The 22,405-nt window shown below is 71.8% G+C and carries 21 protein-coding genes and 2 tRNA genes; 17 read left to right on the top strand and 6 right to left on the bottom strand.

The genetic code is table 11. From position 1 onward, the window contains the following. Positions 1–122 precede the first annotated feature (122 nt). Positions 123–536: an SsgA family sporulation/cell division regulator gene (locus QBL25_RS09500; protein WP_003959770.1), complete on the bottom strand. Its 414-nt coding sequence runs from the start codon at positions 534–536 to the stop codon at positions 123–125. A 191-nt stretch (positions 537–727) separates the two neighbouring features. Between QBL25_RS09500 and QBL25_RS09495 the strand changes: the two genes are divergently transcribed. Next, positions 728–1,159 (top strand): TIGR02611 family protein, encoded by a 432-nt coding sequence (locus QBL25_RS09495; protein ID WP_409062593.1) that lies wholly within the window; start codon positions 728–730, stop codon positions 1,157–1,159. A 76-nt stretch (positions 1,160–1,235) separates the two neighbouring features. After that, positions 1,236–1,307: transfer RNA gene (locus tag QBL25_RS09490), tRNA-Val, on the top strand. A gap of 116 nt (positions 1,308–1,423) precedes the next feature. On the opposite strand, the gene QBL25_RS09485 is transcribed toward QBL25_RS09490, so the two are convergent. Beyond that, on the bottom strand, positions 1,424–3,940 hold the full coding sequence (locus QBL25_RS09485) for an SCO7613 C-terminal domain-containing membrane protein (protein WP_409056577.1): 2,517 nt from the start codon (positions 3,938–3,940) through the stop codon (positions 1,424–1,426). 92 nt (positions 3,941–4,032) lie between these two features. On the opposite strand from QBL25_RS09485, the gene QBL25_RS09480 reads away from it, so the two are divergent. Beyond that, the gene (locus tag QBL25_RS09480) at positions 4,033–4,479 is read left to right on the top strand and encodes an SRPBCC family protein (RefSeq protein WP_409056576.1); all 447 of its coding nucleotides are present in this window, start codon (positions 4,033–4,035) and stop codon (positions 4,477–4,479) included. Positions 4,480–4,541: 62 nt separating this feature from the next. Next, positions 4,542–4,613 (top strand) — tRNA-Val (locus tag QBL25_RS09475). Positions 4,614–4,675: 62 nt separating this feature from the next. Here the strand turns inward: QBL25_RS09475 and QBL25_RS09470 are convergent. Then, entirely contained in the window at positions 4,676–5,401 is a 726-nt protein-coding gene (locus tag QBL25_RS09470; protein WP_409056575.1) for a 3'-5' exonuclease, read from the bottom strand. 169 nt (positions 5,402–5,570) lie between these two features. Here QBL25_RS09470 and QBL25_RS09465 point away from each other — a divergent pair, with 169 nt between their 5' ends. The 3 genes from QBL25_RS09465 (at position 5,571) to thrS (ending at position 9,472) form a co-directional block, all read left to right on the top strand. Then, positions 5,571–6,137, top strand: coding sequence for a DUF4365 domain-containing protein (locus QBL25_RS09465; protein WP_409056574.1), 567 nt, complete (start codon positions 5,571–5,573; stop codon positions 6,135–6,137). After that, positions 6,137–7,375, top strand: coding sequence for a hypothetical protein (locus QBL25_RS09460; protein ID WP_409056573.1), 1,239 nt, complete (start codon positions 6,137–6,139; stop codon positions 7,373–7,375). Before QBL25_RS09465 ends, QBL25_RS09460 begins: the two co-directional genes overlap by 1 nt. 120 nt (positions 7,376–7,495) lie before the next feature. Then, positions 7,496–9,472: a threonine--tRNA ligase gene (thrS, locus tag QBL25_RS09455; RefSeq protein ID WP_409056572.1), complete on the top strand. Its 1,977-nt coding sequence runs from the start codon at positions 7,496–7,498 to the stop codon at positions 9,470–9,472. Positions 9,473–9,520: 48 nt separating this feature from the next. Here the strand turns inward: thrS and QBL25_RS09450 are convergent, their stop codons facing one another. Then, positions 9,521–10,177, bottom strand: coding sequence for a potassium channel family protein (locus QBL25_RS09450; RefSeq protein WP_409056571.1), 657 nt, complete (start codon positions 10,175–10,177; stop codon positions 9,521–9,523). Between the two features lie 67 nt (positions 10,178–10,244). On the opposite strand from QBL25_RS09450, the gene QBL25_RS09445 reads away from it, so the two are divergent. Beyond that, positions 10,245–10,808, top strand: coding sequence for an HIT family protein (locus QBL25_RS09445; RefSeq protein WP_409056570.1), 564 nt, complete (start codon positions 10,245–10,247; stop codon positions 10,806–10,808). Between the two features lie 6 nt (positions 10,809–10,814). Here QBL25_RS09445 and QBL25_RS09440 read toward each other — a convergent pair whose 3' ends face one another. Continuing rightward, positions 10,815–12,482 carry a hypothetical protein gene (locus QBL25_RS09440; RefSeq protein WP_409062592.1) on the bottom strand — a complete coding sequence of 556 codons (1,668 nt, stop codon included), beginning with the start codon at positions 12,480–12,482 and terminating at the stop codon, positions 10,815–10,817. Between the two features lie 133 nt (positions 12,483–12,615). Next, a complete protein-coding gene (locus QBL25_RS09435) occupies positions 12,616–14,823 on the bottom strand; it encodes an elongation factor G-like protein EF-G2 (RefSeq protein ID WP_409056569.1) in 2,208 nt (735 codons plus the stop codon). 260 nt (positions 14,824–15,083) lie between these two features. On the opposite strand from QBL25_RS09435, the gene pgsA reads away from it, so the two are divergent. The 9 genes from pgsA (at position 15,084) to ruvA (ending at position 22,349) form a co-directional block, all read left to right on the top strand. After that, the gene (gene pgsA / locus QBL25_RS09430; protein WP_409056568.1) at positions 15,084–15,749 is read left to right on the top strand and encodes a phosphatidylinositol phosphate synthase; all 666 of its coding nucleotides are present in this window, start codon (positions 15,084–15,086) and stop codon (positions 15,747–15,749) included. Beyond that, entirely contained in the window at positions 15,746–16,684 is a 939-nt protein-coding gene (locus QBL25_RS09425; protein ID WP_409056567.1) for a phosphatidylinositol mannoside acyltransferase, read from the top strand. Before pgsA ends, QBL25_RS09425 begins: the two co-directional genes overlap by 4 nt. Then, a complete protein-coding gene (locus tag QBL25_RS09420) occupies positions 16,681–17,841 on the top strand; it encodes a glycosyltransferase family 4 protein (RefSeq protein WP_409056566.1) in 1,161 nt (386 codons plus the stop codon). The genes QBL25_RS09425 and QBL25_RS09420 overlap by 4 nt, the downstream gene beginning before the upstream one ends. A gap of 78 nt (positions 17,842–17,919) precedes the next feature. Then, entirely contained in the window at positions 17,920–18,465 is a 546-nt protein-coding gene (locus QBL25_RS09415; RefSeq protein ID WP_409056565.1) for a hypothetical protein, read from the top strand. 136 nt (positions 18,466–18,601) lie between these two features. Then, entirely contained in the window at positions 18,602–19,516 is a 915-nt protein-coding gene (gene pdxS / locus QBL25_RS09410) for a pyridoxal 5'-phosphate synthase lyase subunit PdxS (protein ID WP_351164842.1), read from the top strand. A 12-nt stretch (positions 19,517–19,528) separates the two neighbouring features. Next, positions 19,529–20,137, top strand: a complete 609-nt coding sequence (pdxT, locus tag QBL25_RS09405) for a pyridoxal 5'-phosphate synthase glutaminase subunit PdxT (RefSeq protein WP_409056564.1) — start codon at positions 19,529–19,531, stop codon at positions 20,135–20,137. A gap of 75 nt (positions 20,138–20,212) precedes the next feature. Beyond that, complete coding sequence (locus QBL25_RS09400) at positions 20,213–20,965, top strand: YebC/PmpR family DNA-binding transcriptional regulator (RefSeq protein WP_363210989.1); 753 nt, start codon at positions 20,213–20,215, stop codon at positions 20,963–20,965. 113 nt (positions 20,966–21,078) lie between these two features. After that, on the top strand, positions 21,079–21,744 hold the full coding sequence (gene ruvC / locus QBL25_RS09395; protein WP_409056563.1) for a crossover junction endodeoxyribonuclease RuvC: 666 nt from the start codon (positions 21,079–21,081) through the stop codon (positions 21,742–21,744). Next, a complete protein-coding gene (gene ruvA / locus QBL25_RS09390; protein WP_409056562.1) occupies positions 21,741–22,349 on the top strand; it encodes a Holliday junction branch migration protein RuvA in 609 nt (202 codons plus the stop codon). The genes ruvC and ruvA overlap by 4 nt, the downstream gene beginning before the upstream one ends. The last annotated feature ends 56 nt before the right edge of the window (positions 22,350–22,405 follow it).

Genomic DNA, 22,405 nt, shown 5'->3' with positions numbered 1-22,405 from the left:
ACCGGCGCCGTCCCCGCGGGTGTCCGCGGCGACGGCGCCGGTGTGTCTGCTTCTGTGCGGTTGTCATGCCCGAGCCGTCGCCCCGAGTCGGACGGCGCCGGGCGCTCTCGCGCGGCCTGGAGCTAACTTTCGGCCAGGATGTGCGAGAGCTCCGTATCCAGATCGAAGTGGCGGTGTTCCGTGCCGGGAGGCACGGCCGCGTCGGTTCGCTTCAGGAACGATTCGAGGGCCCGCGCCGGGGCCTCGAGCAGAGCCTCACCCTCGGGGGAGCTCAGGGCGATGCAGACGACGCCCTGACCGTGGCTCCGGGACGGCCAGACTCGGACGTCGCCGGTACCGGTGGGCCGGTGCAGGCCCTCGGCGAGGAGGTCGCGGGCGAACACCCACTCGACGGTTTCCTCGGCTCCGGTGTGGAAGGTGGCGTGCACGGCATAGGGATCGGCCGTGTCATACCGCAGTCCTGCGGGTACAGGCAGTGAGGACTCGCTCGACACAACGAGGCGCAGGTGCAGCTCGCAGCTGACCGTGGTGTTCATAAGCGCCAGGGCCTTTCGCTCAGTGTGCGCTCGGGGATTCGCACGTCGGCGAAATCGACATGCCACCTACGGTGCCGTTGTAAACCCCTCTGAGGGTTTTGGGTGTCTTTAGGTAGCTCGTACGGCGGGTTGTTCGTTCGGTTGGTACAGCCATTCCAGTGACCGGTTTCCGTCCGGTAGGGTTTGGCCGTATGAATACGGGGAGTAACGAGCCGGGGGTTGCGGAAACAATCACCGGCACGAAGGACGAGCAGCCGCTCGGATCGCGCGCGCCGGAGTTCATCCAGGCCCGCAAGGCACTGCACCTCAGCTGGCAGGTCGGCGTCTTCATCGTCGGTCTCGCGGTGGTTGCCGCGGGCATCGTCATGTTGCCGCTGCCCGGCCCGGGCTGGCTGGTGATCTTCGGCGGAATGGCGATCTGGGCGACCGAGTTCGTCTGGGCCCAGCTGGTCCTTCGCTGGACGAAGCGGAAGGTCACCGAGGCGGCGCAGCGTGCGCTCGACCCCAAGGTGCGCCGCCGGAACATCATCCTGACGACCGTCGGCCTGGTGATCATCGCCGTGCTGGTCGGCATCTATGTCTGGAAGTTCGGCCTCGAGATGCCGTGGAAGATCAAGGAGTGACCCGAGGGTTGCTCCGGGACCGTGAGAGGCGGTCGGAGGCACCCGCTGACATGCGGTAATGTTCTCCGTGCGCCCGGGGCGATTAGCTCAGTGGGAGAGCGCTTCGTTCACACCGAAGAGGTCACTGGTTCGAACCCAGTATCGCCCACCCCGGAACTGCGGCCCGGAGGCTTTTAGCCTCCGGGCCGCAGTCGTGTCCATTCGATTTCCCGTGCGCCCGAAGGAAATTGATACTCCGTCGGCCGCCGCACGGAAAAAGCGGAGTCAGTGCATTCTGCCGAGTACGTCGCGGACCCGGCGTGCGTCGCGCAGCCGGTGTTCGTACGTCGCGCCGATCGCGAGGAGCAGAAGTCCGGCGAGGGCCATCGGCAGCCAGCGCGGCAGGGAGTCCACCACCTGGACGATGTAGGGCGCCAGTTCGTGCAGGGCGTCCAGGGCGAGGACCGTGCCGCCGAGCACCAGGGGCGCCTGGAGCCGCTGCCGGGCACCCACCAGCGTGATCAGCAGGGCCGCGCCGCCGAGGAGCAGAGGGCGCTGCCAGTGCGCGTCGCTCCAGGCGGCGACGAGGCTCGGCAGGAGCGTCGCCGCCAGGCCGGGACCGTAAGCCGCCCAGGAGGACGTCTCGGGGGCGCGGCGGCGGCGCAGGACGCCGATCACGAGGGCCGGGACGGTGACCGGCACGGTGTAGGCCTCCGGGGTCACGACGTCCCAGGCGGCCAGCCGTACCCAGGTCGCCAGGAGGAAAAGCGCCCCGGCCGCGTACCCGACCCGGCGGCGGTCCGCGCGCAGCGCCGTGCCCGCGGCGATGACACCGCCCAGCCCGAGGGCCAGGGCGAGCGTCGCCGCGTGCCCCGCGGTGAGCACGAGCGCGAGACCGCCCGCGACCGCAGCGCCGATCTCGACCCGGAGCGTCAGCGGATGCCGCCCGAGCCGGGCCGCCACGAGGGTGCCGAGCGCCGGCACGGCGAGCACGAGCAGCCCGATGTGTTCCAGGGGCAGATCCTGGGCGGCGCCCGCGGCGTACAGGAGCGCGGTGGCGTACGCGACGCCGGCGCAGACGGCGGTGTCCGCCACGCCCGCGGCGGAGCCCTCGCGGCGGGCGGCCAGGACCGCCGCCCCCAGGAACAGCGCCGTCAGGGCGCCGAGCGTGCCGAGCGTCGCGCCCGTGGTGGCCAGGGCGAGGAGCGCCACGCTCACCGATGAGGCGACCGCCAGGCCCAGCGACGTGCGGGCCACCGCGGTCGAGGCGGCGCGCGATGCGACGGCGAGCAGGGCCGCGGTCAGCACGACGTACGCCGAGATCCCCGTCGCGTAGGGGAGGGCGAGGGCGGACGGGAGGACGAGGAGGGCGGCCCAGGCGACGGCGAGGGCTCCGGCGCGCGTGGCGGTGACCGGCGGGCGGACGGACCGCCCGCCGGGGGCCGCGCCCGTGCCGTCCCCGGGAGGTGCGGCGGGCGGGGCGGGCCGGGCGGCGGGATCGGCCGTGGCCTGGCCCGGCGACATGTCTCCGGGCCGCGCGATCGCCGGGAACAGCAGCCGGTCCGCGGGGAACAGGACCCCGGCGACGACGGCCAGCACGAGCGCGGCCATCACCGGCTGGGAGACCGGCAGCCCGGACACGGCGACCGCGGCCCCCGTGTCCGCGGGCGTACCCGACCACGCCCGCCCGGCCCGGCTCACGGGACCGAGGAGAGCGGTGACCACCGCGGGCAGTGTCCACAGCACCGCGAGCGCCTGCACCACGAGCGCCGCCCCCACTGCACCGCGCAGCACCGGGCGCGGCAGAGCGACACGTACGACCGCCAACAGCGCGACCGCGCACGCCAGATGGGCAGGGACCGCCCAGTCGGCGGGCAGCGCCTCGCGCAGCACCCCGCCGGCCGCGGCGACCACGAGCAGGAAGCCCGCGAACGCGGCGCCCGCGGCCGTCGACGGCTCCGGCAGCAGCCAGGCCACGACCAGCGCGACCGACGCCGCCAGGAGCAGGAGCGCGCTCGCCCGGGCCGCGTCCGGCAGATCCGTCGCCGACCAGGACAGATGGCCCGCGCCCAGCGTGCCCCACAGCCCCGCGGCGCAGCCGCCGACCGTCGCGGCGGCCCGGACGCCCGGCTCGCTCACCCGCAGCGCCACGGCGGCATCGAGCGCCGCCGTCACCAGCAGCGCCGCCGCCGTCGCGTGGTCACCCGCGTCCGCGGCACGCGCCCACAGGAACAGCGGGAACTGCGCGGTCACCACGGCCAGCGGCAACGGCAGCCGCAGCGCCCGGAAGGAGAGTCCGTACGCGGTCCACAGCACGGCGAGCACGGCGCTCGCCGCCGCCGTGTAGCCCAGGGCGTCGGCCCGCGGCAGGGCGACGGCATGCAGGGCGTACGCGTCCAGGACGGTCAAGGCGAGGCCGAGCGCGGCCACCGTCTCCGCCGTGGCCCGCAGCGTGCGGCGCAGCAGCAGCACGGGCACGCCGAGCGCCGTCAGCGTCACGGCCGCGAGGACCGCGCCGCGTCCGCCGATGCCCAGGTGCCCCCAGCTCACCAGCGTGAAGGCGACCGCGGCGACCGTCAGCAGGATGCCGCCCAGCGTGAGCAGCGCGTTCTGCACGTTCGGCGGGGTGGTCTCGGGGGCGCGGACCGGCCGCGCCGGCGGGGGCGCGGGGGCGGCCGCCGCCTGAAGGGCGCCGATCAGCCAGGCCCGGCGCCGCAGCAACTGATGCCTGCGCGCGTCGAGTCCGCGCAGCTCCAAATCGAGGATGCGGAGCTCCTCGGCCGGGGACGGAATGTTCGTCATGCCCGTGGAGTGTGGTCCAGGACACGGCGGCGGACATCGGCGCTGATACTCAGTACGTACTCAGATCGGCCGCCTACCGGCAGACTCGGTCCATGGACTGGAGCCACTACCGCTTCCGCAGCGTCTGGACCGTGCCCGCGCCGCCCGCGGCCGTGTACGCCGTCCTCGAACGCGCCGAGGATTACCCGGCATGGTGGCCGCAGGTGCGCGAGGTGACGCCCGTCGACGAACGCACCGGCACCGCCCGCTTCCGCTCCCTGCTGCCGTACGACTTGTTCGTCACCGCCGAGGAACGGCGCCGCGACCCGGCGGCCGGGATCCTGGAGGTCGCGATGACCGGGGATCTGGACGGCTGGGCACGCTGGACCGTCACGGCGGTGCCCGGCGGCACGCGGGCCGTCTACGACCAGGAAGTGGTGGTGCGCAAACCGCTGATGCGGCGCCTGGCCGTGCCCGGGAGACCCGTCTTCCTCGTCAACCACGCGCTGATGATGCGCGGGGGCGAGCGAGGCCTGAGGGCGCACCTCGCGGCGGAGTGAGGGCTCCCGGAGAAGCGGTTTGAAGGAAACCCGCGAAGACCTGTATTGTTCAGTCCGTTCCCGGGCGATTAGCTCAGTGGGAGAGCGCTTCGTTCACACCGAAGAGGTCACTGGTTCGAACCCAGTATCGCCCACCCGGAGAATGCCGGTCCGTCACCGACGGACCGGTTTTTTCATGCCCGCGCGGCGCCGACGCTCAGGCGGCCGCGGGCAGTTCGGGCCGCAGCGGCCACGCGGGGTCCACCGCCTCCGGCGTACCGCTGCGGGCGAACCACGCCTGGAGACCGCGCGCCTGCGCCGCGTGCCACACCGCCTGCAACGCGTGCAGCTCGGCCGGCGAGAGGCGTTCGAGCCGGGAGGCGAAACGCTGCCCCACGGCACGCACGACGTCCAGCGCGGCCTGCGCGTCGGCCGCCGCGTCGTGCGCCTCGTCCAGCTCCACCGCGTAGTGCGCGCACAGATCCGTCAGCGTGCGGCGGCCCTTGCGGTACCGGTCGAGCTGCTTGTCCAGGACCCGCGGATCCAGGACGCACAGCGGCGATCCCGCCATGTAGTGGCCGAGCGACGACGCGCGGTGCCTGCGCAACTCCCGGTCCAGGATCGTCAGATCGAACGGCGCGTTCATGACGACGATGGGGCGGCCCGCCGCGCCCTGCTCCGCCAGTTCCCTCGCTATCTCCTCCATCACCGGCGCGGGCCACCGGCCGTTGTGCTGCAGATGTTCCTCCGTCAGTCCGTGCACGGCCGTGGCGCTCTCGGGCACCGGAACGCCCGGGTTCACCAGCCAGCGCGTGATCCGCGGGCGGGTGCCCGCGCCTTGCTGGACGACGACGGCGGCCGACACAATGCGGTCGGTCTCGACGTCGACGCCCGTGGTCTCCGTGTCGAATGCGGCCAAGGGTCCCTCGTACCAGCACGTCATAGTGACGCAACTCCTCGATCATGTCCGGCAGATGGCTTTCCTCCCCCTGCCCACACCGGTGATACCCGGGCCGTTTGCGCTGTACGCGGCCCGGAGACAACAGAGGTACGGGGCCCGGCAGTTCACCGGCCCGGTACGGGGATTCACCGGTTCGGAAGGCTCGTTGGACATGGCGCTCGCGCAGCCCGAACAGGGTGGGCTGCTGCCCGAGCGGATCGCACCGCCGCGCGGCACACTCGCCACCACCGCCTGCATGGAGACCCTTCAGGTGGGCTACCTCCACGCCGTCGCCGCCGCGGCGGGGTGCTCCCTCTCCCAGCCCTTTCCCGACAACGGCATCGACTGGCACGTCAGCCACAGCGCCCCCGGGCACACGGTCGACGACGAAGTCACCATCAAGGTGCAGCTCAAATGCACCTACCAGATAGCGCCGAACCCGCCGGGCGCCGCCTTCTCCTTCACGCTCGACAACCCCCATCTGGAGAAGCTCGCCCGCACCCCGGTCTCGGTGCACAAGATCCTGGTCGTGATGCTCGTGCCCCGGTCGCAGGACGACTGGCTGCGCGCGGGTCACGACCGGCTCGACCTGCGGCACTGCTGCTACTGGACCAACCTCGCCGGACACCAGGTGACCGGCCGGCGCAGGACGACCGTGCGCGTCCCGACCTCGCGGATCTTCGACGACAGGGCCCTCTGCGAGATCATGACGCGGGTCGGGACGGGAGGGAGACCCTGATGCACCGCCCGATGGAAGAGCCGCTACGCCCCGTCCGCCCGCACCCCGTCGACCCCACGGGCGGCTGGACCGATCCGCAGGCGCCGCCCGGTGCCCCCGAGCCCTCGCAGGTCGACCCGGCGGTGCTCGGCGCGCTGCTCGCCCGGCACGGCTGGCACCGGCGCGGGGGAGCGGCGGGGCGCTACCACCGCTGGACCCCGCCGGGCCCCGGCGCGGGCGGCACGAGTCTGCTCGTACCGGAGAACAGGTCCTTCCCCGACTGCGAGGACCTGCTCGGCGAGGCGCTCACCGCCCTGACGCGCAGCGCGGCGCCCTCCGCGCGCGACGTGCTGGTCGGGCTCACCGTGCCCAGCGACGAGATCCGGTGGTGGCGGGACGTCCCGGCAGGTCCCGCGGGCGCCGCGACCTGGGGCGCGGAGGAACAACTGCGCTCAGCGGCACGGCAGATGCTGCTCGCCGGAGCCCTCGCGGCCCGCGGTCGCGCCGGGTACTACGGAGCACGGCACCGCGGGCCCGCCGCCGCGTCCCTGGAGAGCGTCCTGGTCGGGCCCGCACCGGGCGGGCGCCGGCTCACCGCGTTCGTGCCCGTCCTGACCGGCCGCCTCCTGGCGGTACGGCTGCACCAGGCGCTGTACGCGGTCCGCGAGGCCGTGGACTACCAGCGCGCCACGGGCGGCATGGACGCCTTCGACGGCGCCGTCGAGGCCGGTGCGAGCCATGAGCTGACCGAGGCCGTCGTGGCCCTGGTGCGCGGCACGGAAGGGGCCCGCGTCGCCGTGGAGTGGGCGCCCGCCGCCGGAGTGCCCGAGGGGTGCGCCGCCGACGCCGGGCCCGTCGAGTTCTCGCCCGGTGACCTGACGGTGCTGCGGGAGGCGAGCTCCCGCTATCTGCGGGACGAGCCGGCGATGGCGGTGCGGATCACGGGGGCCGTGGTGCGGATGCGGCGCTCGTCGCCCCGGGGCGAGGGCACGGTGCGGGTCCGGGTGCTCGCGGGGGCCGACGTCCCCCACGTACGCATGACGCTGGACGAGGAGTCCTATCGCATCGCGGGCCACGCCCACCTGGTCGGGCTGCCGATCCGGGTGCACGGGCGGCTGGAGAGCCGGGGCGGGTTCCGGCGGCTCACCGGGGCGTCCGGAGTCGCGCCCGTGCAGGTGGACGAGGGGGAGAAGGACCGCCTGATGAAGGCGCTCCAGGAGAATCTCGACTTCTTCGAGGAGGCGTGCGGCGGGGACTGAGAGGGGGGCGCGGCAGGGGCCGGGGATAACCGTTTCGCGATGGGCGCCCCCGGCTCGGTACGATTCGTGTCGCGCGCAGGAGCAGATCTGCCGCGACCCCCTTCAGGTAGGAGAAGACCGGTGTCAGACGTCCGTGTGATCATCCAACGCGATTCCGAGCGGGAAGAGCGCGTGGTGACGACGGGCACTACGGCCGCCGAACTCTTCGCCGGTGAGCGCACCGTCGTCGCCGCCCGCGTGGCCGGCGAGCTGAAGGACCTGGCCTACGCGGTGCAGGACGGCGAGGAGGTCGAGCCGGTCGAGATCTCCTCCGAGGACGGCCTGAACATCCTGCGCCACTCCACCGCGCACGTGATGGCCCAGGCCGTGCAGGAGCTCTTCCCCGAGGCCAAGCTGGGCATCGGCCCGCCGGTCAAGGACGGCTTCTACTACGACTTCGACGTCGAGAAGCCGTTCACCCCCGAGGACCTCAAGGCCGTCGAGAAGAAGATGCAGGAGATCCAGAAGCGCGGCCAGCGCTTCTCGCGCCGCGTCGTCACCGACGAGGCCGCCCGCGAGGAGCTCGCCGACGAGCCGTACAAGCTGGAGCTCATCGGCATCAAGGGCTCCGCCTCCAGCGACGACGGCGCGGACGTCGAGGTGGGCGGCGGCGAGCTGACCATCTACGACAACCTCGACCCGAAGACCGGCGACCTGTGCTGGAAGGACCTCTGCCGCGGTCCCCACCTGCCCACCACCCGCAACATCCCGGCGTTCAAGCTGATGCGCAACGCCGCCGCGTACTGGCGCGGCAGCGAGAAGAACCCGATGCTCCAGCGCATCTACGGCACCGCCTGGCCCACCAAGGACGAGCTCAAGGCGCACCTGGAGTTCCTCGCCGAGGCCGAGAAGCGCGACCACCGCAAGCTCGGCAACGAGCTGGACCTGTTCTCCGTCCCCGAGCAGATCGGCTCGGGCCTCGCGGTCTTCCACCCCAAGGGCGGCATCATCCGCCGGGTCATGGAGGACTACTCGCGCAAGCGCCACGAGGAGGAGGGGTACGAGTTCGTCTACACCCCCCACGCCACGAAGGGGAAGCTCTTCGAGACCTCGGGCCACCTGGACTGGTACGCCGACGGCATGTACCCGCCCATGCAGCTCGACGAGGGCGTGGACTACTACCTCAAGCCCATGAACTGCCCGATGCACAACCTGATCTTCGACGCGCGCGGCCGCTCCTACCGCGAACTGCCGCTGCGCCTCTTCGAGTTCGGGACCGTGTACCGGTACGAGAAGTCGGGCGTCGTGCACGGTCTGACCCGTGCCCGCGGCTTCACCCAGGACGACGCGCACATCTACTGCACCAAGGAGCAGATGGCGGACGAGCTCGACTCGACGCTGACCTTCGTCCTGAACCTCCTGCGCGACTACGGCCTGACCGACTTCTATCTGGAGCTGTCCACCAAGGACCCGGAGAAGTTCGTCGGCTCGGACGAGGTCTGGGAAGAGGCCACCGAGACGCTGCGCAAGGTCGCCGAGAAGCAGGGCCTCCCGCTGGTCCCGGACCCGGGCGGCGCCGCGTTCTACGGCCCGAAGATCTCCGTGCAGTGCAAGGACGCCATCGGCCGCACCTGGCAGATGTCGACCGTGCAGCTGGACTTCAACCTGCCGGAGCGCTTCAACCTGGAGTACACCTCGCCGGACGGCTCCAAGCAGCGTCCCGTGATGATCCACCGTGCGCTCTTCGGGTCGATCGAGCGGTTCTTCGCGGTGCTCCTCGAGCACTACGCGGGTGCGATGCCGCCGTGGCTCGCCCCCGTGCAGGCGGTCGGCATCCCCGTGGGGGACGCGCACGTCCCGTACCTCCAGGAGTTCGCGGCCGACGCCAAGAAGAAGGGCCTGCGGATCGAGGTGGACGCCTCCTCGGACCGCATGCAGAAGAAGATCAGGACGCAGCAGAAGCTGAAGGTCCCGTTCATGATCATCGTCGGTGACGACGACATGAACGCGGGCACGATCTCCTTCCGCTACCGCGACGGCTCGCAGGAGAACGGCATCCCGCGTGACGAGGCGCTGGCCAAGCTCCTGGACGTGGTGGAGCGCCGCGTACAGGTGTGATCTGCCCCGCGCGGGCGGGAAAGCACGAGACACGGGCCCCCGGGACGCTCAGCGTTCCGGGGGCCTCTCGTCGTCCTCCCGCGCGAACACCTGGAGCAGCCACGACGAGAACGACCCCGTCACGGCCCCGAGCAGCGCCAGGCCGCACATCATCATGCCGACCGCGATCAGCCGCCCCAGCGGTGTCACGGGCGTCTCGTCGCCGTACCCCACGGTCGCGAGGGTGGCCGACGCCCACCACACGGCGTCGCCGAAGCTGCGGATCGAGGCGCCCCGCGCCGCGTGCTCGTGCTGGTAGACGGCGAGCGCCCCGGTGAAGCCGAGGAGCAGCGCCGCGAGGCCCGCGTAGGTGATCACGCGCGCGTGCAGCGCGAGCCGGGGCTTTCCGTGCCGGCGCTGGACGGTCTCGTAGACGCGCACCACCCGCAGCGGCCGCAGCAGCGGCAGGAGCAGGACCAGGGTGTCCAGCCAGTGGGTGCGCACGAAGCGCGCGCCCTGCCCGCTCAGCCGCCACCGCACCGCGTAGTCGACGAGGAACGCGGCCCAGGCGGCGAGGAGCACCACCAGGCAGACGGCGCGCCATGCCCCGGACATCCCGGAGGCCAGGACCCATACCGCGTACGCGGTCAGGTAGAGCAGTGAGGCCACGGCGAGCGGTGCCTCCGTGCGGTTCTCCCAGCGTGCCTGACGGCTGTCGTCGCTCATCGGTCCAGCTTGGCCGTGCCGGGCCCCGCGGGCGCCCCGCCGACACGCTCCGATCGGAGCAAGTCATATGCTGCACTGCATGACGAGTGAGCCGGAGCAGCAGATCGGAGTGGGGACGCAGGACGCGTTCCAGCGCCTGTGGACGCCCCACCGGATGGCGTACATCCAGGGCGAGAACAAGCCGAGCGGTCCGGGCGCCGACGACGGCTGTCCCTTCTGCTCCATCCCGGCCAAATCCGACGAGGACGGTCTGGTCGTCGCGCGCGGCGAGCAGGTGTACGCGGTGCTCAACCTCTACCCGTACAACGGCGGCCATCTGATGGTCGTGCCCTACCGCCACGTCGCCGACTACACGGAGCTGACCGCCCCGGAGACGGCCGAGCTCGCCGAGCTCACCAAGCAGGCCATGACGGCGCTGCGGGCCGCGTCCGGCGCGCACGGCTTCAACATCGGGATGAACCAGGGCACGGTCGCGGGCGCCGGCATCGCCGCGCATCTGCACCAGCACATCGTGCCGCGCTGGGGCGGGGACACGAACTTCATGCCGGTCGTCGGCCACACGAAGATCCTGCCGCAGCTGCTCGCGGACACCCGCAAGATGCTGGCCGACGCCTGGCCCGCCGCCCTCTGACGCGCCTCACGCGTCGTACACGTCCGCCTTCCTCGGCATCGGGTCCTGGACCGCGCCGCTGAGGAAGCCGGAGCGTGCGCCGAACTTCGTGGTGTCGACGCCGTTCTCCTCCAGGACCTTGATGGCCGCCGAGTGCACCACGCGGAGCACCGGGGTGGCCGCGCGCAGCGCGTCGTCGGCCATGAAGCGGTGCCGCCACGGCTTGTCCGCCCAGGCGTGCCGCAGGCCGAAGGGCTCGGGCAGCACCAGCTTGCCGCCGAGGTGGTCCAGGACCGGGGGGTACCAGGTGAAGGGGGCCCGGACCGCGAGGCGTACGACCTCGTCGGCGTCGATCAGCGGGAGCTTGCGCTCCGTGGTCTCCCAGAACTTGATGGGCTTGGCGACCTTCTTGACCTTGGGGTCGGGCTTGCTGGTGAACAGCGAGTGGACCGGGCCGAGGGCGTGGCCGGTGACCTCGATGCGCAGGGTCTCGTGCAGGACGGTCACCGTGATCAGCATCGTGATGACCAGCTGGCCGTCCCAGAGGGTGAACTGGCAGCCCAGATAGTGCCGGTCGCCGCCGCCGAACTGCTGTTCGTTGCAGATCCGCTGTATCTCGTGGCCGCGGACCTGGAAGGCCTCGACCTCCGTGCCGCTGGGACGCGAGACCGCCGAGGCGTTCTCCCCGATGGGCGAGACGATCCAGTGCTTTATCGACGGGGTCGGGAAGCCGCCGGTGTGCAGCGGGCCACGCTCCAGGAGGCGCAGCTGGTCGTGCACGGCCCGTATGACGTCCCAGCTGCGGAAGGGGTGGATCTCCGTGCCTTCCTTGCCGGCGACCAGCTCCTCGGCGAGCTGCCAGCTGCCCCAGCGGGTGCCCATGCCCAGTATTCCCTTGGGCCCGGCGTAGAAGACCGAGTTGCTCTGCTGCTCGGCCGAGAGGCGCGCCAGGCCCTGGCGGAGCTGCTCGGCGGTGGTCTCGCCGGGGCTGCCCGGCACCGCCTCGGGGATCTTGGCGCCGATGCCGCCTCCGGCGAGCAGGCTCGACCATCGGTCGCGCAGGTCCCGCGCGGTGCGCTCGGCGATCAGCTTGGCCCAGAACCAGCCCGCCACGGGGGCGACGATCGCCGCGCGGATGTACCACCCGAGGAGGCCGTCGATCGGCAGCTTGATGAGAAAGATCACGGCGAGGACGCCCACGGCGACCATGACGGCCGTCGCGATCGCGCTCGCCCGCTTGTTGTCGCGCTTGACGACCGCCTGCTTGATCGAGAACAGCAGCAGCCAGACCAGCAGTCCGGGCAGGAACAGCAGCCCGCACAGCACCATCACGATGGTGAGCCAGCGGTCGCGCTCCTTGCGGATGTTGTTCGCCGCGAGGCAGTGCTCGACGATCGACTGCGGCTCCATGCCGAAGGACTGGATGAGCGGCTTGCGCGCGCCGCCGAGCATCCGCACCTGCACGGCCCGGGCGAACGCCTCGCCGAGGTTCGGGGCGAAGAGCGACCAGAGGCCCACCTTGACCTCGGACTTGTGCCAGTCGTTGTTGGCGTCGAGGATCTTCGACACCTTGTCGTCGCGGTACGCCGCCGAGGCGAGGGCGTTGGTCGCCGCCGTCTGGCCCGCGGTCCCGGACAGCGGGACCTGGGCCCCGGGCCTGAAGTCGAATACGTCGTCCGCCACTGCCGCCCCCATCGCCGCCATGTCCCGCTGCTGCGGCTCTTCCCGACTTCCTTGCCCGGCACACCTGTTGATCAGGTCATCAGCGTATCGGTGCGCACCGACATCCGGCAGGGCGCATCCGGTGCACCCTGCCGGAGGCCCTCAACTAGGAGACGTCCTGGGCCTGTTCACGGATCTTCTCGGAGAGCTGCGAGGGCATGGGCTCGTGCCGCGCGTAGGAGCGGCTGAAGCGTGCGGTGCCCTGCGACAGCGCCCGCAGGTCGATGGCGTAGCGCCCGATCTCGATCTCGGGGACCTCGGCCCGGACGAGCGTGCGCCCGCCGGACGCCTGCTCGGTCCCGACGACCCGGCCGCGGCGTCCGGAGAAGTCGCTCATCACCGCGCCCACGTGGTCGTCGCCCACCAGCACCCGCACCTCGGCGACCGGTTCGAGCAGGTGGATCTTCGCGTCGGCCGCGGCCTCGCGCAGGGCGAGCGCGCCCGCCGTCTGGAACGCGGCGTCCGAGGAGTCCACCGAGTGCGCCTTGCCGTCGAGCAGCGTGACGCGGACGTCGATGAGGGGATAGCCGGCGGCCACGCCCTTGGCGGCCTGCGCGCGCACGCCCTTCTCGACGGACGGGATGAACTGCCGGGGGACCGCGCCGCCCACGACCTTGTCGACGAACTCGACGCCGCTGCCGCCCGGCAGGGGCTCGACCTCGATCTCGCAGATCGCGTACTGGCCGTGGCCGCCGGACTGCTTCACGTGCCGGCCGCGCCCCGCGGACCTGCCCGCGAACGTCTCCCGCAGGGAGACCTTGTGGGGCACCACGTCGACCTGGACGCCGTACCGGTTGCGCAGCCGTTCGAGGGCGACGTCGGCATGGGCCTCGCCCAGGCACCACAGCACCACCTGGTGGGTGTCCTGGTTCTGCTCCAGGCGCATCGTCGGGTCCTCGGCGACCAGCCGCGAGAGCCCCTGCGAGAGCTTGTCCTCGTCCGCCTTGCTGTGCGCCTGGATGGCGAGCGGCAGCAGCGGGTCGGGCATGTCCCAGGGCTCCATCAGGAGCGGGTTGTCCTTGGCCGAGAGGGTGTCGCCCGTCTCGGCGCGGTTCAGCTTGGCCACGCAGGCCAGATCGCCCGCGATGCAGCGGGCGAGCGTGCGCTGCTGCTTGCCGAAGGGCGAGGAGAGCGCGCCGACGCGCTCGTCGACGTCGTGGTCCTCGTGGCCGCGGTCGGCCAGGCCGTGCCCGGAGACGTGCACGGTCTCGTCGGGGCGCAGGGTGCCGGAGAAGACGCGGACGAGCGACACACGGCCCACGTACGGGTCGGACGCGGTCTTCACCACCTCGGCGACGAGGGGGCCCGCGGGGTCGCAGGTGAGCGCGGGGCGCGCCGTGCCGTCGGGAGTGGTCACGGCGGGCGCCGGGTGCTCCAGGGGGGTGGGGAAGCCGCCGGTGATCAGCTCCAGGAGCTCGACCGTGCCGATGCCCTGCCGGGCGCCCTCGGCCGCGGGGGCCGCCGCGAGGACGGGGTGGAAGATGCCGCGCGCCACGGCCCGCTCCAGGTCGTCCACGAGGGTCTTGAAGTCGAGGTCCTCGCCGCCGAGGTAGCGGTCCATGAGGGACTCGTCCTCGCTCTCGGCGATGATTCCCTCGATCAGCTTGTTGCGGGCGTCCTCGATGAGCGGAAGCTGGTCCTCGCCGGGTTCGGACTCCTTCCGCTCGCCGGACGCGTAGTCGAAGATCCGCTGCGAGAGCAGTCCGACCAGGCCGGTCACCGGGGCGTGCCCGTCCGGGCCCTCGGCGCCGTGCAGCGGCAGGTACAGCGGGAGCACCGCGTCGGGGTCGTCGGCCCCGAAGGCCTCGGCGCAGGACCGCGTCATGCCCAGGAAGTCGGCGCGGGCCGCCTCCAGGTGGGTCACCACGATGGCCCGGGGCATGCCGACCGCCGCGCACTCCTCCCACACCATGCGGGTCGCGCCGGTGATGCCCTCGATGCCCTCGGCCGCCGAAACGACGAAAAGGGCCGCGTCCGCCGCGCGCAGACCGGCCCGTAACTCGCCGACGAAATCGGCGTACCCGGGGGTGTCCAACAGATTGATCTTGAAGCCGCCCCATTCCACGGGAACCAGGGACAGCTGGACCGAGCGCTGCTGGCGGTGCTCGATCTCGTCGTAGTCGGAGACGGCCGTGCCGTCCTCCACACGGCCCGCCCTGTTCACCGCCCCCGCGGTCAGCGCGAGGGCCTCCACCAGAGTCGTCTTGCCCGATCCGCTGTGGCCGACCAGCACCACATTCCGTACGGACGCGGGGTGGTCGGCCGCTGTCGCCCTGCCGGCGGCTCCGGGGTGTGCGTTCGCCTTGTCGCCCATGCCTTGGCCTCCCGGTCACGTGCACACGGTGAGGAGGCACAGCCCCCTCGGGGATGCTGGCTGCTCGCGGACACGCGGGGCCGCGTGCGGGTCGGCTCCGGCGACGCCCGCGGTGCTTTCGAGCTTTCCACTCGGGTCACTGTGCGTCCATACGTCGTACGCGATCGTGAGGGGGCGAGCCGGTCCGTCAACGTCGTGACTACGATGGGCCAGCCGGTGGCCAACAGGGCCGCGCGGCTCACCGACCCCTCGGGAAGGCCATGCTGAACAAGTACGCGCGTGCATTCTTCACGCGTGTTCTCACACCGTTCGCCGCGTTTCTCATCCGTCGCGGCGTGAGCCCCGACGCGGTCACGTTCATCGGCACGGCCGGTGTGGTGGCGGGCGCGCTGGTCTTCTTCCCCCGCGGCGAGTTCTTCTGGGGCACGATCGTCATCACGCTCTTCGTGTTCTCCGACCTCGTGGACGGGAACATGGCGCGGCAGCTGGGGCGCTCGAGCCGCTGGGGAGCCTTCCTCGACTCGACGCTGGACCGTGTCGCCGACAGCGCGATCTTCGGCGGTCTCGCGCTCTGGTACGCGGGCTCGGGCGACAACGACATCCTGTGCGCCGTCTCCATCTTCTGCCTGGCCAGCGGCCAGGTCGTGTCGTACACGAAGGCGCGCGGCGAGGCGATCGGCCTGCCCGTCGCGGTCAACGGCCTGGTGGAGCGCGCCGAGCGCCTGGTGATCTCGCTGGTCGCCGCGGGCCTGGCGGGACTGCACAAGTTCGGGGTCCCCGGCATCGACGTGCTGCTGCCCGTCGCCCTGTGGATCGTCGCCGTCGGCAGCCTGGTCACGCTCGTCCAGCGCGTGGTGACCGTGCGCAGGGAGTCCGCGGAGGCGGACGCGGCCACGCCCGCCCAGGGCAGTGAGGCCACGTCGTGAAGGACCGACTGACCGACGCGCTCTACGGAGCCGCCTGGAGCTCGGTCAAGAAGCTTCCGGAGCCGGTGGCGGTGCGCCTGGGCCGGACCATCGCCGACGCGGTGTGGAAGCGCCGCGGCAAGGGCGTCCTGCGTCTCGAGGCGAACTACGCGCGCGTGGTGCCCGACGCGAGCCCGGCGCGCCTCGCTGAACTGTCCCGGGCGGGCATGCGCTCGTACCTGCGCTACTGGATGGAGTCGTTCCGGCTGCCGTCGTGGAGCAGGGAGCGCATCAAGAACGGCTTCGACGGCCAGGACCTGCACCACCTGACCGACGGCCTGGCCTCCGGCAAGGGCGTCATTCTGGCCCTTCCGCACCTGGGCAACTGGGACCTGGCGGGCGCCTGGGTCACCACGAAGCTGGAGACGCCGTTCACGACGGTCGCCGAGCGGCTCAAGCCCGAAACCCTGTACGACCGCTTCGTCGCCTACCGCGAGGGCTTGGGCATGGAGGTCCTGCCCCACGAGGGCGGCTCCGCCTTCGGCACCCTGGCGCGGCGGCTGCGCGCGGGCGGCCTGGTCTGCCTGGTCGCGGACCGCGACCTCTCGGCGTCCGGCGTCGAGGTCAAGTTCTTCGGGGACACCGCGCGGATGCCCGCGGGGCCCGCGATCCTCGCGCAGCAGACGGGGGCGCTGTTGCTCCCGGTCACCCTCTGGTATGACGAGACGCCCGTCATGAAGGGGCGGGTTCACGCCCCCATCGATGTCCCCGAGACAGGTACCCGCACGGAAAAGACGTCTGTCATGACGCAGGCGCTGGCAGACGCCTTCGCCACGGGTATCGCCGACCATCCGGAGGACTGGCACATGCTGCAGCGTTTGTGGCTCGCTGATCTCGACCCCGCGAAGGGGCCCTCCGAAGGCCTCGGACGCCCTGCCGAGGGGACCGCGCCGTGAGGATCGGCATCGTCTGCCCCTACTCGTGGGACGTGCCGGGCGGCGTCCAGTTCCACATCCGCGACCTCGCGGAGCATCTGATCCGCCTCGGACACGAGGTGTCCGTCCTGGCCCCGGCCGACGACGAGACCCCCCTCCCGCCGTACGTGGTCTCGGCGGGCCGCGCCGTTCCCGTGCCGTACAACGGCTCGGTGGCCCGGCTCAACTTCGGGTTCCTTTCGGCCGCGCGGGTGCGCCGCTGGCTGCACGAGGGCACGTTCGACGTCATCCACATCCACGAGCCGACCTCGCCCTCCCTGGGGCTGCTCACCTGCTGGGCGGCGCAGGGCCCGATCGTCGCGACGTTCCACACGTCCAACCCGCGCTCCCGGGCGATGATCGCGGCGTACCCGATCCTCCAGCCCGCCCTGGAGAAGATCAGCGCGCGCATCGCCGTGAGCGAGTACGCGCGCCGCACGCTCGTCGAGCACCTGGGCGGCGACGCGGTCGTCATCCCGAACGGCGTCGACGTCGACTTCTTCACCAAGGTCGAGCCCAAGGTGGAGTGGCAGGGGGGCACGATCGGCTTCATCGGCCGCATCGACGAGCCGCGCAAGGGCCTTCCGGTGCTGATGAAGGCGCTGCCGAAGATCCTCGCCGAGCGCCCCGGCACCCGGCTGCTCGTGGCGGGCCGCGGCGACGAGCACGAGGCCGTGTCCTCGCTGCCCGTCGAGATGCGCGAGCGCGTGGAGTTCCTCGGCATGGTCAGCGACGAGGACAAGGCGCGGCTGCTGCGCAGCGTCGACGTGTACGTCGCCCCCAACACCGGCGGCGAGAGCTTCGGGATCATCCTCGTCGAGGCGCTCTCGGCGGGCGCGCCCGTGCTCGCCAGCGATCTGGACGCCTTCGCGCAGGTCCTCGACCAGGGCGCCGCGGGCGATTTGTTCACCAACGAGGACGCCGACTCGCTGGCCGCGGGGGCGCTGCGGCTCCTCGGGGACCCCGAGCGCCGCGAGGAGCTGCGCGAGCGGGGCAGCAAGCACGTGCGCCGCTTCGACTGGTCGACGGTGGGCGCCGACATCCTCTCGGTGTACGAGACGGTGGCCGACGGCGCCGCCGCGGTGGCCACCGACGAACGCTCCAGCTTCCGGTCGCGGTTCGGGCTCGCGCGGGACTGAGTGCCCCCAGGGCTCCCCGGCGCGGGGCGGGGAGCCCGGCGGTGAACCGCGGCCGCCGTTGCGACTAGCCTTCCCCCGGTGACCTCGACACTGATCTGGATCGCGGCAGCCCTCTTCGCGATCGGCCTCTACCTGAGCTGGACCGCGGGCCGCCTGGACCGGCTGCACTCGCGCATCGACGCGGCCCGCGCCGCCCTCGACGCCCAGCTGCTGCGCCGCGCCTCCGTCGCCCAGGAGCTGGCCACCTCGGGGGTCCTCGACCCGGCGGCGTCCATCGTGCTCTACGAGGCGGCGCACGCGGCCCGGCAGGCCGAGGAGGAGCACCGCGAGGTCGCCGAGAGCGAGCTCAGCCAGGCGCTGCGCGCGATCTTCGGGGAGGCGCAGCAGGTCGAGGCGGTGCGCGAGGCTCCCGGCGGCGACGAGGCGGCGACGGAGCTGGCGGCGGCCGTGCGCCGGGTGCCGATGGCCCGGCGGTTCCACAACGACGCCGTGCGCGCGGCCCGCGCCCTGCGCAGGCACCGCAAGGTCCGCTGGTTCCGCCTCGCGGGGCACGCGCCGTTCCCGATGGCCTTCGAGATGGACGACGAGCCGCCGGTCGCGCTGGCCGACCGCGCGACCGCCTAGGCCGCCGATACCGCGCTGACCAGGGGTGTCCGGGAAAAATGAGCCACCGGTCACCCATTGGCCCTTGCTGTGGACTGGTGGTCGGGAGTTTCCTCGTAGACGCAGGAACCCGTCTTCAGCGAGCGAGGTCTACTCCGTGTCCAGCACCCTCTCCAGCAGCAACCAGTCGCCCGAGACCGGCACCGCGCGCGTCAAGCGCGGCATGGCCGAGCAGCTCAAGGGCGGCGTCATCATGGACGTCGTCAACGCCGAGCAGGCGAAGATAGCCGAGGACGCGGGCGCGGTCGCCGTCATGGCGCTGGAGCGGGTCCCCGCCGACATCCGCAAGGACGGCGGCGTCGCCCGGATGTCCGACCCGAACATGATCGAAGAGATCATCGAGGCCGTCTCCATCCCGGTCATGGCCAAGTCCCGCATCGGCCACTTCGTCGAGGCCCAGGTCCTCCAGTCCCTCGGCGTCGACTACATCGACGAGTCCGAGGTCCTCACCCCGGCCGACGAGGTCAACCACAGCGACAAGTTCGCCTTCACGACCCCGTTCGTGTGCGGCGCCACCAACCTGGGCGAGGCCCTGCGCCGTATCGCCGAGGGCGCGGCCATGATCCGCTCCAAGGGCGAGGCCGGCACCGGCAACGTCGTCGAGGCCGTGCGCCACTTGCGCCAGATCAAGAACGAGATCGCCAAGCTGCGCGGCTTCGACAACAACGAGCTGTACGCCGCCGCCAAGGACCTGCGCGCCCCGTACGAGCTGGTCAAGGAGGTCTCCGAGCTGGGCAAGCTGCCGGTGGTCCTCTTCTCGGCCGGTGGCGTCGCCACCCCCGCCGACGCCGCCCTGATGCGTCAGCTCGGTGCCGAGGGCGTCTTCGTCGGCTCCGGCATCTTCAAGTCGGGCGACCCGGCCGCGCGCGCCGCCGCCATCGTGAAGGCCACCACCTTCTACGACGACCCCAAGATCATCGCGGACGCGTCCCGCAACCTCGGCGAGGCCATGGTCGGCATCAACTGCGACACCCTCCCCGAGGCCGAGCGCTACGCGAACCGCGGCTGGTAGGGCACCCCGCAGATGACTGACACCCCTGTGGTCGGCGTCCTGGCACTCCAGGGCGACGTCCGGGAGCACTTGATCGCCCTGGCCTCGGCGGACGCCGTGGCCAGGCCGGTCAGGCGCCCCGAAGAGCTGGCGGAGGTGGACGGCCTGGTCATCCCCGGCGGTGAGTCCACCACCATCTCCAAGCTGTCGGCCCTGTTCGGCCTCCTCGACCCGCTCCGCGCGCGCGTGCGCGCCGGGATGCCGGTCTACGGCACCTGCGCGGGCATGATCATGCTCGCCGACAAGATCCTCGATCCGCGGTCGGAGCAGGAGACCTTCGGCGGCATCGACATGATCGTGCGCCGCAACGCCTTCGGGCGGCAGAACGAGTCCTTCGAGGCGGCCGTCGACCTCGCCGGCATCGACGGCGACCCGGTGGAGGGCGTCTTCATCCGCGCCCCCTGGGTCGAGTCGGTCGGCGCGAGCGTCGAGGTGCTCGCGGAGCACGGGGGACACATCGTGGCCGTGCGCCAGGGCAACGCTCTCGCCACGTCGTTCCACCCCGAGCTGACGGGCGACCATCGCGTGCACGAGCTGTTCGTCGGGATGGTGCGGGGGAACGCGACGGCGGGATCCTTGTAGGATCTCGGGTACCTCCCGGGCCCCTGAGACCTGGGGGCGTTCGTACAGGTTGGGTTACGCGAAGGAGACAGGCAGATGTCCGGCCACTCTAAATGGGCTACGACGAAGCACAAGAAGGCCGTGATTGACGCCAAGCGCGGCAAGCTCTTCGCGAAGATGATCAAGAACATCGAGGTCGCGGCCCGCACGGGCGGCGCCGATGTGTCCGGTAACCCGACCCTCTTCGACGCCATCCAGAAGGCCAAGAAGAGCTCGGTCCCGAACAAGAACATCGACTCCGCGGTCAAGCGCGGCGCCGGCCTCGAAGCCGGTGGCGCCGACTACGAGACGATCATGTACGAGGGCTACGGCCCGAACGGCGTCGCGGTGCTCATCGAGTGCCTCACGGACAACCGCAACCGCGCGGCCTCGGACGTACGCGTCGCGATGACCCGCAACGGCGGCTCCATGGCCGACCCGGGCTCCGTCTCGTACCTCTTCAACCGCAAGGGCGTCGTGATCGTCCCCAAGGGCGAGCTGTCCGAGGACGACGTCCTGGGCGCGGTCCTCGACGCGGGCGCCGAAGAGGTCAACGACCTCGGCGAGTCCTTCGAGGTCCTCTCCGAGGCCACCGACATGGTCGCGGTCCGCACCGCGCTCCAGGAGGCCGGCATCGAGTACGACTCGGCCGACGCCAACTTCGTCCCGACCATGCAGGTCGAGCTGGACGAGGACGGCGCGCGGAAGATCTTCAAGCTCATCGACGCGCTCGAGGACAGCGACGACGTCCAGAACGTCTTCGCCAACTTCGACGTGAGCGACGAGGTCATGGAGAAGGTCGACGCGTAGTCGCTCCACCGGGTTTGCGTGCGCCGACGGGCCGACGGGACACACCCCCGTCGGCCCGTCGCGTTGTCAGAGGGACCCGATAACCTGCACGGACAGGCAACGGGAGGGGATGCATGCGCGTGTTGGGGGTCGACCCGGGTCTGACCCGGTGCGGGGTGGGGGTCGTCGACGGAGTCGCCGGACGCCCGCTGGCCATGCGCGGGGTCGGCGTCGTGCGCACGCCCGCCGACGCTGAGCTCGGCCACCGCCTGGTCGCGATCGAGCAGGGCATCGAGCACTGGCTCGACGAGTACGACCCCGAAGTCCTCGCCGTGGAGCGGGTCTTCAGCCAGCACAACGTCCGCACGGTCATGGGCACCGCCCAGGCGAGCGCCGTCGCCATGCTCTGCGCCTCCCGGCGCGGCATCCCGGTCGCCCTGCACACTCCCAGCGAGGTCAAGGCAGCCGTCACCGGCAGCGGCCGCGCGGACAAGGCGCAGGTCGGCGCGATGGTCACCCGCCTCCTGCGGCTCGACGCACCGCCCAAGCCCGCCGACGCCGCGGACGCCCTGGCCCTCGCCATCTGCCACATCTGGCGGGCCCCCGCCCAGAACCGCCTCCAGCAGGCCGTGGCCCAGAACCGCTTCCAGCAGGCGGCGGCCCTGCACGCGGCGAAGACCCGGCCCGCGCAGCAAGCCCCGTCAGCCCCGACGCCCCCGTCAGCCCCGACCGCCCCGTCAGCCCCGACCGCCCCGACGACGCGGGCAGCCCGGGCAGCACAGAAAGGCCGTACCGCATGATCGCCTTCGTCAGCGGCCCCGTCGCCGCCCTCGCGCCCGATTCCGCGGTGGTCGAGGTCGGTGGGATCGGCATGGCCGTCCAGTGCGCGCCGAACACCCTCTCCACCCTGCGGATCGGCCAGCAGGCCAAGCTCGCCACGTCCCTGGTCGTCCGCGAGGACTCCCTCACGCTGTACGGCTTCGCGGACGACGACGAGCGCCAGACCTTCGAGCTCCTCCAGACCGCGAGCGGCGTCGGACCGCGCCTGGCGCAGGCCATGCTCGCCGTGCACAGCCCCGACGCCCTGCGCCGCGCGGTCGCCACCGGCGACGAGAAGGCGCTCACCGCGGTCCCGGGCATCGGCAAGAAGGGCGCCCAGAAGCTCCTCCTGGAGTACAAGGACCGCCTCGGCGAGCCCCTCGGCACCGGCGGCCCCGCCATCGGCACCCCGGTCACCTCCGGCTGGAGCGACCAGCTGCACGCGGCGCTCATCGGCCTCGGGTACGCCACCCGGGAGGCCGACGAGGCCGTCGCCGCCGTCACCCCGCAGGCCGAGGCGTCCGAGAAGCCGCAGGTGGGCCAGCTCCTCAAGGCCGCGCTCCAGACGCTGAACCGCACCCGCTAGCACCCGCAAGCACCTATCGGCACCCACCGGCACCCGCCGGTGCGCGCGGGCCCCCG

This window comes from Streptomyces sp. SYP-A7185 (assembly GCF_046103685.1).
Taxonomy (GTDB): domain Bacteria; phylum Actinomycetota; class Actinomycetes; order Streptomycetales; family Streptomycetaceae; genus Streptomyces.
Note: the sequence above shows the minus strand (reverse complement) of the source record. Positions and strands in the feature narration are given on the sequence as shown.

Excerpts from the sequence above, each read along its gene's own strand:
- QBL25_RS09500 (WP_003959770.1), bottom strand. The coding sequence starts at position 536 with ATGAACACCACGGTCAGCTGCGAGCTGCACCTGCGCCTCGTTGTGTCG.
- QBL25_RS09495 (WP_409062593.1), top strand. The coding sequence starts at position 728 with ATGAATACGGGGAGTAACGAGCCGGGGGTTGCGGAAACAATCACCGGC.
- QBL25_RS09485 (WP_409056577.1), bottom strand. The coding sequence starts at position 3,940 with ATGACGAACATTCCGTCCCCGGCCGAGGAGCTCCGCATCCTCGATTTG.
- QBL25_RS09480 (WP_409056576.1), top strand. The coding sequence starts at position 4,033 with ATGGACTGGAGCCACTACCGCTTCCGCAGCGTCTGGACCGTGCCCGCG.
- QBL25_RS09470 (WP_409056575.1), bottom strand. The coding sequence starts at position 5,401 with ATGACGTGCTGGTACGAGGGACCCTTGGCCGCATTCGACACGGAGACC.
- QBL25_RS09465 (WP_409056574.1), top strand. The coding sequence starts at position 5,571 with ATGGCGCTCGCGCAGCCCGAACAGGGTGGGCTGCTGCCCGAGCGGATC.
- QBL25_RS09460 (WP_409056573.1), top strand. The coding sequence starts at position 6,137 with ATGCACCGCCCGATGGAAGAGCCGCTACGCCCCGTCCGCCCGCACCCC.
- QBL25_RS09450 (WP_409056571.1), bottom strand. The coding sequence starts at position 10,177 with ATGAGCGACGACAGCCGTCAGGCACGCTGGGAGAACCGCACGGAGGCA.
- QBL25_RS09445 (WP_409056570.1), top strand. The coding sequence starts at position 10,245 with ATGCTGCACTGCATGACGAGTGAGCCGGAGCAGCAGATCGGAGTGGGG.
- QBL25_RS09440 (WP_409062592.1), bottom strand. The coding sequence starts at position 12,482 with ATGGGGGCGGCAGTGGCGGACGACGTATTCGACTTCAGGCCCGGGGCC.
- QBL25_RS09435 (WP_409056569.1), bottom strand. The coding sequence starts at position 14,823 with ATGGGCGACAAGGCGAACGCACACCCCGGAGCCGCCGGCAGGGCGACA.
- pgsA (WP_409056568.1), top strand. The coding sequence starts at position 15,084 with ATGCTGAACAAGTACGCGCGTGCATTCTTCACGCGTGTTCTCACACCG.
- pdxT (WP_409056564.1), top strand. The coding sequence starts at position 19,529 with ATGACTGACACCCCTGTGGTCGGCGTCCTGGCACTCCAGGGCGACGTC.
- QBL25_RS09400 (WP_363210989.1), top strand. The coding sequence starts at position 20,213 with ATGTCCGGCCACTCTAAATGGGCTACGACGAAGCACAAGAAGGCCGTG.
- ruvC (WP_409056563.1), top strand. The coding sequence starts at position 21,079 with ATGCGCGTGTTGGGGGTCGACCCGGGTCTGACCCGGTGCGGGGTGGGG.
- ruvA (WP_409056562.1), top strand. The coding sequence starts at position 21,741 with ATGATCGCCTTCGTCAGCGGCCCCGTCGCCGCCCTCGCGCCCGATTCC.